The organism is Paenibacillus agilis (genome assembly GCF_007786455.1).
GTDB lineage: Bacteria > Bacillota > Bacilli > Paenibacillales > Paenibacillaceae > Paenibacillus_B > Paenibacillus_B agilis.
The window spans coordinates 167,762-180,688 of sequence record NZ_VNJK01000004.1 but is presented as its reverse complement, the minus strand read 5'-3'; the positions used below and the strand labels follow the sequence as shown (position 1 = coordinate 180,688).

The following is a 12,927-nucleotide window of genomic DNA, read 5'->3' as shown; positions in this document are numbered from 1 at the left end:
CCTCCTTAAATGAACTGATGTGGATCTACGCTCCATTTTTCTTTGAAGCGCTCATAATTGCGTGCAATTAATTGGTCCAACTGTTCTTGGCCATGCTCTTTGAAGCTATGGCTGCCGTAATGATGAACAAGCGCATCTTCACACACAACGAGTTGAAAGCCATTCATTTTGGCACGCAGACAATAATCATCGTCTTCATAGTGACCAGGACTAAAGCGCTCATCCAAATATCCGATTCGTTCCACAACAGCTCGCTTCATAACGAAACACAGTCCTACAACCCGCTGCACGCGAAGCCATTTAGACGGATCAGGCTTTTGATTCACTTTATAAGCGATATGTTGGAATTGTTCTATCGTATCGTAAGGATGGTGGACTTGCTGCTTGCCACTCGCATAATTGGTTACAGGACCAACGATACCAATTTGAGGTTCCGACATCAGCGCTGCCAACAGTTGGTCCAACCAACGGTGAGCAACAATAACATCGTTATTCAACAAGGTGACAACGTCTCCAGAGCTCAAGCGCATTCCTGCATTACAGGCATATGGAAAGCCTGTGTTAGAGGGCAAAGAAATGCAGGTAAGCCCTTCCTCTAGACAATACGATAACGTCTGATCTGTGGAACCGTTATCTACGACTATAATTTCATAGGGTGTATGGGTATAGGTGTGGATTGCTTCAACGCAGGAACGAAGCAGCTCGCAGCGGTTGTATGTCGGTATAACGATACTTGTTAATGGAGCTTTTTCTTGCTGGAGAGCCATCATTTATTCCTCCTCCAAGCAATATCGGCGCGTTCCGATTGTACGGCATTCAATTCGTCCCGCTTCCAATTCCACACTGTTTCCAATGCTTCCATATGATCACCGATAATAAGCTGGGCTACTGGATTTCCTACACCAATATTCGTAGTACGTAAACGATTCTGTGTAATCACATCGACGGCACATGCCGTTTGTACGTTCAATCCATGCAGCACAGCCAAAGCATGTGCTCTCGGCGGCACATACAACGCTTCATAGCCAATCATGCTGATCGCTTTTCTGCTTAACGCATGAGGAATCGCTGTCATGGAGTTCATCGCCAAGTCAGACCGTCCAAGCTCCTGATTAAGCCACTGCTTGCAGTAACTAATACCATCCTGCTGTTCAAACCTATCCATGAAAGGGCGGATATCATTTAATGCTACATCTACACCAGTGGCGACACTCCACAGATAAGCTCCTAGCTGCTCCGCATCGATCGAAAAGTCACAATCTGTAAATAATACAGCATCCACTTGCAGCAGCTTCGCACCTATTGCACGACCTACATCATGGCCAAGCGGTTTTTCAAAATGAATAACAACTGCTTCTGGCAACGACTTTCTAGCAAGCTCAAACGTTCGATCCACCGAACCATTCACAACAATTACGATCTCATCCAGCGGCAATTTAGCAAGCTGCTTCAACATTGTAGCAATGCTATCCTGCTCGTTATAAGCACATAGCACCGCGCCAAGCTTCATTGATGTCGGAAGCAGAATAACATCTGCACCAACATCATTCCGAACATCCGCGTATCCTTCAGCATAGCTACGCCCTAGAGCGATCATATCCGCATAGCTTGTATGGGCGTCAGGAGTAGAGGCAATGCCTTCTAATTGCAATGCCTGGCTAAAACGTTGATTCATTTGGCGTGTAAGCTGCAAGGAAGACAACTCCCTATCTGCTTGCCCCCACTGCGCAGCATCTCTATTTCCCGCCGCTCGGAGGGAACGCTTGCTGTAAAGCAGTTGGCTGGCTGCTGACCGCACTTGCGAAAATCCCCCACGATATAATGGAAAATCATCCACTTTTCGCACTGGACTCATCACCTGCTTGCTGCGCTTCAAACGCTGCATCGTCTTCAATGAACTCGCTTTTCTTACTGCTCTCGAACGCTGCACACGTTTCAACGTAGGATGCTCTTTACGTTTCGAGCGAGAAGTTCGCCGAACATAACTTTGTTCAGTGACTCGCTTATGCGACCGCGATGGAGAAGAATGTGACTTAAGCCGCCGCACAGCTGCTGTTCTTCCACGGTTCCGATTGAAGCCGGCTCGCCGCCTAAATCGCCCTTCACTTGCCGATGCCTGCATGCCAATCACCTCACTTGCTGCCGCTGCCGATTCAAGTCTGTTAATCCACCCCGACGATCTGTATGCTCCAGCAACCAACGAATTGCTTGCATATGATCGTTGTCCACAACTAACTTTAATGGATCTGCAGCAGTCGAACGGGCACGGCGCATATTCAGCTTACCTACAGGAATATACGTACAAGCTTTCACATTCAGGCCCTTTTGCAGGGCAATAGCATGGGCTACAGGTGGAGTAGCAAGATGTTCTACACCAATTGTTTGCAGAGCACTGCGACTCAGCGCGTGCGGTACTGCTGTCATCGACATTCCACGCAATTCTGAATGCTGAAGCAGTGCGTTTAGTGCATGCTTAGCCAAAACAACAGGATGTATATCTCTTTGCTGCTTTGGACCAGAATATTGGTTCAATGCTACATCGGCACCATTCTTTATCGCCTGCACAAATGGCTGTAATTGTTTAGCCGCAAGTACCATATCCCCATCAATAAACAGCAGAATTGAACCTCTTGCCGCTTCTGCACCAACCTTACGACCGACATCGTGTCCAAGCGCTTGCTTGTATCGCAGCACCTTGGCTCCTGCCCGTTCTGCAAGACGATCTGAACCATCTGTCGTACCATTAGAAACAATGATAACTTCCGTGTGCGGATGGATCCGTCGCGCTTCCAGGACGACGCGGCGAATCGTCTTCCGTTCATTTAAGACAGGAATAATAACAGATACGATGGGGTTATGATGATAAGCATTACGATAATGCGAGGAATCGTATGTGTCAGCTGTTGAAAGCAGTGACGACTTACTGCTCTTCTTGGCAGCATAACGTACCGCATTGGGACGGCCGCGTGAACGACCTGTTCGTGTTATTCGACGCCGCTGTACGCCACGTTGCTTGCCTTTTAGCTTCGGTTGAACCTTCCTCCTGCTCCGCATTCTACGCTTCATCCTAGGCATCCTCATCCTCCTAACTCCCTTTATCGTGTATCGCTATCCATATTGTATGGTTATATGCGCACACGGTAACGGCAAGCGTACAGACGACCTGATTTCTAAATGGCAGCACACAAATAGGCTGGATGTATGATACATCCAGCCTACGTTCGTTCATTTAACCGATCGCAATCCAAGAGAGCTGTCCTTTAGGCGTCGGGCTTATTCTCGTACGAATTAGCTCTACTACGGCATGCGTTGGATACTGTTCTTTAAGGACCGCGTAGCAGGAGGGATGATTAGCCGTGACAACGACAACGTACTGATCATCTTCATAAGCTTCATCGAAGGTCAAGTTCACTTCTAAGGTTTCAGCGAAGTTGTCAAACGAAAAATCAGATTTGCCAAACTGCTGAAGCGGTACTTTACGATCTCCTGCTGAGTGAACAGTGTCGGAAGGAGAAGCCGCCAATTCCCCGGATGACTCTAGACTAGCAAGTTTTTGTTTGAGCGACTCATCCAACTGATTCCAGCCTACCGCAAGCGGAGCGATTTGCGTTTTCGTTACACTTGCTTCTGCCAAGTGGGATGTTTGGATAGCACCCTCAGTCAGTTTTTCGCCGCCTACTGATTGATCGAGCAGCTTCGTTCCACTCAAATCTTCCAAGTTAAGATGCTTGAATTGAATCGCACCTTGCTGAATATGCTCTGCGCCGATAGATTGAGGCTGAATGTGTACGCCTATAATTTCCCCGACTCCGACATGCCGAGCTTTGACCGCACAAGGTGATAAATGAGGAGACTGTATTGCTTGAGCAGCAATATGCTCTCCTGCCACTGCTCCAGCTGCGAGATGAGAATGGCTAACCGCACCTTGCTGAATATGCCTGCCTGCTACGGACTCATCAACAAGATGACGCTCCAAGATCGCATGGTTTTGGATATGCCCATCACTGATGCTGTCTACCGCTATACGGTCTCCATCCACTGCCCCCATCGTAATATGATCACGGATGACAGACAGCTCTTGCAGGTGATAAGAGCGAATCGCTCCATCTGTAATATGCTGTGAAGCTACGGACAGTTCTGCAAGGTGATCGCCCTGCACGGATTCAAGCGCCAGCTTGGATGAGATGATGCTGAAATCTGCGATAGCATCGGTCTCTACTGCCCCAGTTGTCAAATGCTCAGCAAGCACAGAATTGTTGGCAATATGCTCAGCCTGTATGCTATCAAGAGCTAAATGGGCGGATTGCACATTCCCCTTAGCGATATGTGCCGCTTGCACACCGCCGTGAGCAAGATGCACGGCTAACACGTTGCCGTGGGCGATTTGCCCTGCTTGCACACTTCCATGCGCAATGTGACCCGCTTGCACGCTGCCATGAGCAAGATGTGCGGCAGTCACTGCATTTGGAGCCAATTTGCTTGAACCAACACTGCCTTCTTGCAAATGTTCGTTCGCTATAGCTTCAGGCTGAATATGCTGTTTGCTTATGGCATGCACCCGCACATGTTCGGCATTGATCATGCCCGGAGTAAGATGAGCCGCTTCAATGGACAACGGTCGAATCGCACGGGCAGTAACTGCACCTTCTTGCAAATGATCGGCACTAATGGCAGATGGCGCGACATGATCTTTCGTTATACTTTGAGGCTGCAAATGTTCACTTTTCACCGCTTGATAAGCGAGATGACGTTCTTCTACAACTGAGTCCTGCAAATGCCCTGATTCGATGACATAAGGAGCAATATGAGCCCCTTGTACAGCCTCCACGGTCATGTGATACTCGCGAATGACACCAGCGGTCAGGTGCTCTTGATTAATCGACATCGGCTGAATATGCGATGCTCGAATGACACCTGTACCAATATGATTAGAGCGAATAGCTTCATCTATCAAATGATCAGACTGCACGGCGCAAATAGACAGCTTATCACTTGTGACGGACTTCGGCATGAGTGCGCTTGTAGATACAGAATTCTCGCCAAGATGATCCTCACGAATCGAATCAGATGCCAAATGATCCTCGCCTACAGCACCAAACGCAATTTTTTCCGAAGTAATTGCCTGTTCCTGCACATGCTGAGCAGCAATCGCATTCGGCTGAATATGCTTCGCCGTAACCGAATCAGCTTGCATTTGTTTAGCGCCAATTACTTCATTGGCAAGATGAATGCTCTCCACAGAATGCGGACGAATGGAATGGCTTGTTACCGATCCCTCTTGAAGATGCTCGCCGCTAATCGATAAAGGAGAAAGATGATCTGCCATAATACTGAACGGTCTTACATGCTCTCCGCCTATGACATGATCTCCGATATGACGCTCTTCGATCACCATATCTTGCAAATGAACAGCTTGAATGCTCTCAGGGGAAAGATGAATGCCCTTTACTGCTGTAGCAGCCAGATGGCGTGATGTTACGGCATCGACTTGAAGATGTTCTGCGCCAATACTATCCGTTGCAATCTGCTCGCTGTCTACCGCACGATGGGCCATGTGCTCCCGAAGTACAGACAGCTCCTGCAAGTGCCCTGAACGAATGGCTCCCTCTGCAAGATGAATAGAGTGAATGGAAGCTCCAGCAAGATGGTCAGCTTGAATGGAGCCATGGACCAACTTGTGAGAAGTAACGCTCGCATCTGCCAGCTTCTCTCCGCTAATTGCACCTTCAGCAATATGCCTACCCTGTATATTTTCATTCATAATATGGCCACTGCGAATAGAAGTCGGCGCAAGATGTTCCGCATGAACAGCTTCAACCGCGAGCTTCGCGCGTGTTATTGCACCTTCAGCAAGCGATTCGCCTTGTATACCTAGCGCCTCAATCTGCTTGGATGTAATCGTGTGCGCAGCCAATTGCTCACCAGTAAGCGAACTATCGAGAATAAAGGAGCCATCTAGACCTTGATCGTCCCCACATAGATGTTTCAATTGGAAGACGCCTGGCTTTAAATGTTCTGGACCTATCGCCTGAGGCTGCAAATGCTCAGCTTGAATCTCTCCAGCGCCAATATGATGAGCGCTTATCGAGTGCACCGCGAGATGTTCTGACCGTATCGCTTGAGGTGAAACATGATTGCTTTCAACAGCCCCAATAGAGAGATGCTCAGGCAATATCGTATCAGGCGCTACCTTATCACTTGTGACTGAAAAGGCACCAAGCACATAGGACGACACCGCACCCTCTGCTAAATGCTTGCCTTGTACAGCCTCCAGCCCCATTTTGCTTGAAGTCACTGCTTGATCTTGAAGATGGAGTGAAGCAATCGCATTAGGCCGTACATGTTCAGCGTCAATAATGCTAGGTTGAACATGATCATGGCCTACTGCTGCATGAGCAAGATGAGTGCTATCAATAGAGGAAGGATGAATAGCTCTGGAGGTGACTGCTCCTTCCTGTAGGTGCTCCTCCCCGATCACGCCTTCTGTGAGATGGTCAGTTGTAATGCTATGAAGCTGGATATGCTCGCCTTTAACCGAATTCGGAGTGAGATGGCGCGCTTCGATTATCTCTTCTTTTAAGTGTCCTGCATGGATAGAGTCTTGAGCAAGATGGTGACTGTGTATTACTTCTTCTACTAAGTGATGTCCCCGAACAGACAAAGCAGATAAATGTGATGCATCAATGGCATCAGCAGTTATATGCACACCTGCTATCGTATCTGCTTGAATATGCTTCCCAGATACCGCATCAGGTGTAAGATGACGAGCGCTGACAGCTTCATTTTGAATGTGCATGCCTGTTACACTGTCAATGGCGATTCGATCACTGTCTACAGCTCGATGAGCAATTTTCTCACGAACCACTGAAGATTCGAGAAGATGATTTGAATGAATCGCCTCATCCACAATATGCTGGGACCATACAGCCATATCGGCCAAATGGCTTGAGCGGACTGCACCCGCAGCCAACTTCGCAGCGCTAACACTCCAATCTGCGAGTGCTTCGGTATCTACCGCACCTTTTGCAAAATGTTCGTTCTGAACACTGGCATCTGCAAGATGATCCCCCCGAACCGACGAAGGCGCAATATGCTCAGAATGAACCGCTTCTGGCGAAATATTTTCTCGCGTCACCGCTCCAATCGCAAGAGATTCCGACTCAATGCCATAAGGCTCGATCTGCTCGGATGTGATCGTATGATCCACCAGTTGCTGATACGAAATGGATCGATCATTGATGTGACTGCCATCCCATTTTTCCGTAAATAAATGCTCTAGCTGGAAGACGCCTGGCTTCAAATGCTCAGGGCCTATCGACATCGGGCGCATATGCTCCGCTCCAATTTCGCCAGCCTGAATATGTTGAGCTAGGACAGTTTGTGGAGCAATATGGGCTGACTTCACAGCCTGAGAAGCTAGATGCTCCTCCTGTATCGATTGAGGCGCAATATGCTCTGTCCCTATTCCTTCAAGCGCTATTTTATCCCCTGTTACAGCTCCAGAAGCGATTGCAGCTGAGGACACCGCTGACTCTGCAAGCAGATCACCACTAATCGCGCCGCGAGCAATCTTTTCGGCTGTAACCGCTCCTGCTGCCAGCTTTGTTTGTGTAATTGCCTCATCGTGAAGATGTTCAGACATAACCGCGAACGATTGTAAATGATGTGGGCCTATCGCCTGAACTTCGATATGATCGCTGCGGACTGCCCCGTTTGCAATATGGGAGGAATCCACTGCTTGGGCCCGTAACGTACGGGAATTGACAACACCGTTGCCTAAATGCTCAGCCAGAACCGATTCGTTTCTCAAATGAGAAGAATGAATCGACTCTGAGGCAATTTTCAGACCTGTTATAGCCCCATTCGCAATTCTTTCATTATCCACGCTGTTCGGTTGAAGCATAGCAGAATGAATCGCTTCATCTTGTATATGCTCAGCTCCAACTGACTTCAGTGCAAGCTTTTTACTATGAACAGCTCGATTTTGCAGCTTCTCTGACCCTATCGACTCATCTGCAACATGTTCCGTACGAATCGCAGATTGTTGGATATGAGAAGGAGCAACTGACTTCTCTTGCAAATGTTGGGCAGCTACAGCACCATCTTGAATATGGTTCGCATGAATGGCTTGGGATGCGAGCTGTCTAGACCCGACAGCCCCTTCAGCAACATGTTCAGCGCATACTGCATCTGGTACGATATGAACGGCATTCACAGCACCTTGGCCAAGCTGCTCCGAACCAACGCTGTGCTGGCCCAACTTATCGCTTGTTACGGCTCCATCCTCAATCAATGCAGAATGAATGGCTTGAGGCTGAATATGAGCGCTTGCTACAGCTCCCACAGATAAGCTTTCACTTCCTACAGAGCCAGGCCGCAGCTTATCGCTCGTAATCACGTAATCAGTCAAATGCTCGGTCTGTATAAGTCCCCGCTGCAGATGCTCCCCTTGGACAGAGGCTTCTGCTAAGTGATGATGATTGATTTCCCCTTCTCCAATATGTTGGGTACGGATCGCAAAGTCTGCAATATGGCGAGATTCAATTACATTATTGCCGATAACCTCGGATTGGATGGACTGATTCATCAAGTGCGAGCTGCTGATCGTGCGTTTGCCGATTTTCTCCCCATTTACACTGCCATCAGCTAGCTTCTCTGCAATAATACTGTTATCTTGCAGCATGTAGGAGCTTATCGCATAAGGTTCTATGTGTTCACTACGTATCGACTTCGGTGCTATTTTCTCACTTGTAACCGCATGCTCGCTCAATTTTTCCGTTGAAACTACTTCATCTTGCAGATGCTCGCTATGAATAATGCCTTCACCAAGATGTCTAGAACCAATAGACATCGGCTGCAAATGCTCACTCGTAATTTCCAAAGCACCAATATGCTCGCCTTCCACAGCACCTTTGCTAATATGATGGCTCTCGATTGTGTTCTCTGCAATATGGGCTCCACTAACCGATTTCTCAGCAAGCTTACTCTTACTTACAGCACCATCAGCAAGCTTTGTATTATCGATTGCACCATCTTTGATCATATCCGAGCGAATCGAATTGGACTGAATATGAGACTCTTCGATAATTTGCTCATGCAGATGATGCGGAAGTACAACACCTTCTGTTAGATGTTCCGATGTCACAATCCCTGGTTTCAAATGACGTGCATCGATGAGTTCAGATTGCAGATGAATCGAGCCAATTGCAGAGTGCTGAATATGCTCTGCACTTACAGCATTCAAAGCAATATGCTGACGTGCAACACTGCCTGGTTCTAACTGGTCGCTTCCTACTGCCTGAGGGGTTATATGAGTGCGGTGAATAGACTGCTCTTCAATGGCTTCTGCTTTAATGGACTTCGGAGCATAATGTCTAGCTTCGATTTGTCCAGGTGCAATGTGATAGTTCTGCACGGCATCGCGTGTGATGTGAGCGGTAGATACTGCATCGGACTGGATATGTTCTTTCTTAATGGCTTCTGCTTGAACATGTTCACTGCCAACTGCATAATCCGCGATATGTCTGCTCGCAATCGCCTGTTCGGCAACATGTTCCGTCTTTACAGCTTCTTGCTGTATGTGATTGGACTGAATGGCTTCTTCTACGATATGTCCGCTCGTAATCCCTTGAGGCTTCAGCTTGCTGCCAGCAATGCTCTGATCTGGCCATTGATCACCACTTAAGATGTCAGAGGCAAGATGAGATGTATTAATACTGCCTTTTTTAATGTGATAGCCTTGAATGGCATCTACTCTTACATGCTTGCCGGAAATCGTTTCTAATGCAATGTGCTTGCTGAGCACAGCATTGGCACTAATTTTATCAGAAGTGATACTGTTATCCTGGATGATATCTGCTGATACGGATTGCGGTTCTAGATGCTGTTCGCCAATAAGCCTATCGGTCAAATGTGTCTGCTGTATGGAACCTGGAGCAATATGCTGCTCCTGCACCGCCTGCTCTCTCAAATGCGTGGAAGATATGCTGCCTTCTCGAATGTGGAACTCACTAACGCTATCTGGCTGCAATTGCGCAGCTCCTACACTACCTTCGGATAACTGCTGCTCGGTAATCGCCTGTAATTGAATATGAGCGGTACTTACACTGTTCAGCTGCAAATGCCCGCTGCTAATGGATTCATCTGCAATATGAGGAGAACGAACACTGCCAATCGCCAATTGTTTCGAAAGAATACTCTGTGGAGCAATCTTCTCAGTCGTAATCGCTTCTGAAGCAATATTGTGCTCCGCTACAGATTCCGCCTGTAAATGCTCTGTAGCTATAATGCCTGCAGCCAAGTGACTGGACTGAATCGCATGATTACTTATGATATCACTCGTGACAGCCCCCTCAATTAGATGGGCAGTCTCAATACTGCCAGCAGCAATTTTATCTCCAGTCACACTTTGCTGGGCGATCTTGCTTGCCGTTACAGCCATATCGCTAATTTTATCGGTAGATACACTTTCCGGCGATAACTTGAGTGAGGTGACGACGTAGTCTGCTAGATGATGAGAGAATACCACACCAGGACCAATATGACGGTCTCGAATGACTTGGGGCATCAATTTGTCGCTAGAAATACTTTCATTTCTTAGCATGCCTGTATCAACGGATTGGGCACGAATATGGCTAGAATGGATAGCATCGGGTGCAATGTGTGTATCGAGGATAGAGCCAGATGCAATTGCCTGTGAAGTGACAGAGCTCTGCTGCAAGTGTCGTGATTGTACGCTGTCGTCTGCCAGCTTGGCGGATGTTACGCTCCAATCTGCAAGCTTGTTGCGAGTTACAACCGCATCGGTTAAATGCTCGGTTACGATAGCGCTGGTTGCAATTTGAGGAGTATGAATAGCACTGTCCTGAATATGTTCGGTAGCTACGGCACGCTTATCGATATGCTGAGATTGTACCGCTTCGGGAGCAATAATGTATGAAGTGACTGCACCATCACTCAAGTGCCGCTCATCGATGGACTCATTTTTAATATGCTCACGCCGTATACTATCAGGGCTAATATGTTGACTTTCTATTGCAGCAGGTGCAAGATGTGGAGCTTCAATCGATTGTCTCGCAATATGGCGAGACTGAATAGCTTCTTCCGCTATTTTGGACGGCACGATGCTTTGATCGGCTATTTTGGAAGAAGTAATCGCTTGTTCTACAAGCTTGATCGTCGTAACCGCTTGATCGGCTAGTTTGCCGGAAGTAATGGCATGATCGGATACGTTCCAGCTTTGAATTTCACCTTGGCCGATATGTTCTTGACGAATTGCATATTCTTGCAGGTGTTGAGATTGAATCGCGCCAACTGAAATATGCTGCCCTTGTACGGCATTTTTTTGGATATTTTGCGCACTAACTGCTCCCGGAGCCAAATGTTCCGTCAGCACTTGCTCTTCAGCTATATGTCGACTTTCTACCGTATGATCAGCAATGGCACTGCCTGATACACTGTTATTCGATAAATGCTCCTTACTAATACTTCCTAGGGCAAGTTTCTCCGCGGTTACGGCACCATCTCTTAGCTTAGACGTCGTAACTGCTTCTTCACCAAGTTTGGATGTATCCACACTCTCGTTTCCAAGATTCTCGGTATGAATCGAGCCGCTTCGGATTTTATCTGCCGTGATGGAATGATCCTGAATCAATTCATTTGAAATAATGAGCGCCCGCAAATGTTTCGTATCGATTGAACCTTCTGCAATCTTCGAAGAATCAATCGTTTTATCAGCCAATTTCTCAGATGTTATGCTGCCATCACGGATTTTCTCGCCTGTAATCGAACGATCCCGAATTTTCCCACCAGATATGGCATTTCGAATCAGATGCTCTCCTGCGATCGACTCTAGTGCAAGTTTTGATCCCGTCACTGCACCATCTGCTATTTTGATCGCGTTTATCGCGTAATCGCGAATCGTATCCGTATCAACACTTTCGCGCTTCAGTTTGCTCCCATCGATAGCGTGAGGCGCTATTTTCTCAGTGGTAACCGCTTCTGCTGCGATGTCATCTGTGTAAATAAATGCTTTAGAACGCTGAGATCCCCGCTTCTCCGCAATCCACTGCTCTTTATTCGCAGCTTGCCGTTCCTCTTGCGCTGAAGTGGGGGAGTGAGACTTATCTTCTTGCACAGATGTCGCCTTTTTCCGTGATCCTTTTCCTTCTGACTCTACGTCATGATCAGGCGACGAAGCCGATACCGATTGGTGCTGCTCCGATCCAGTACTAGAGTCTGCTGAATCATCTTCTTGAACAACCTTTTCTGATTCTCTGCGTCTGTTACGTTCTTGATATCGATCCTGCGCACGCTTCGGCGTTCGATCTTGTTCTGAGCGACCGGATGCAGCGGATGAAGATGCTTCTTCCTCTTCCTGGGCCTCCCGTCTTACTCTCCGCTCATTACGTTCATTGCGCTCTCGCTCTCTCCGCTCTCCAACTTTACCTGCTTCCCGAGATGAAATTACTGGATCATGTTCTCCTGCTTCAAACTCCTTATCATCTTCTGTTGGAGTTATCCTACCGTACTCAAGCTGCTCAGCTTTATCCAGATGGGCTACAGCAGAATCGACTTCCGTTCCTTCTATCTCATCCTCCGTAAAAACATGCTCTCTTACATCGTCGTGATCCTCCAATTCAAATGTATCCGATGAATGGCGACCTGACTTTGCAACGAAACCGTCTTCTTGATCTTCCATCAAATCGATCTCTTCTAACTCCGAAGACATAACTGGAAATTCGGCCAAAGCGTTGAGCTTTGCCTGCTTATGTCTCGTGTCCTGCCCTTTTTTCTTCATCATCTTATCCAACATTCCAAGCTCAGATGTATGTGGATTATCAACGTAATAGAGTGGTTTCTTCGGTTTTTGAGCAGTAGGCTGAAGAGGTCGTGTTATTTTCTTCTTCTTCATGAGTTCTCTCCTTT

The 12,927-nt window shown here is 47.5% G+C and carries 4 protein-coding genes; all 4 read right to left on the bottom strand.

Translation table 11 applies throughout. The annotated features are described in order from the left end of the window. Positions 1 to 5: 5 nt before the first annotated feature. On the bottom strand, positions 6 to 770 hold the full coding sequence (locus FPZ44_RS22060) for a glycosyltransferase family 2 protein (RefSeq protein WP_261378479.1): 765 nt from the start codon (positions 768 to 770) through the stop codon (positions 6 to 8). Next, entirely contained in the window at positions 767 to 2,122 is a 1,356-nt protein-coding gene (locus FPZ44_RS22055) for a glycosyltransferase (RefSeq protein ID WP_144994005.1), read from the bottom strand. Before FPZ44_RS22055 ends, FPZ44_RS22060 begins: the two co-directional genes overlap by 4 nt. A 5-nt stretch (positions 2,123 to 2,127) precedes the next feature. Then, positions 2,128 to 3,075 (bottom strand): glycosyltransferase family 2 protein, encoded by a 948-nt coding sequence (locus FPZ44_RS22050; protein ID WP_261378478.1) that lies wholly within the window; start codon positions 3,073 to 3,075, stop codon positions 2,128 to 2,130. Between the two features lie 154 nt (positions 3,076 to 3,229). Then, positions 3,230 to 12,913 carry a WIAG-tail domain gene (locus FPZ44_RS22045; RefSeq protein WP_144994003.1) on the bottom strand — a complete coding sequence of 3,228 codons (9,684 nt, stop codon included), beginning with the start codon at positions 12,911 to 12,913 and terminating at the stop codon, positions 3,230 to 3,232. Positions 12,914 to 12,927 lie beyond the last annotated feature (14 nt).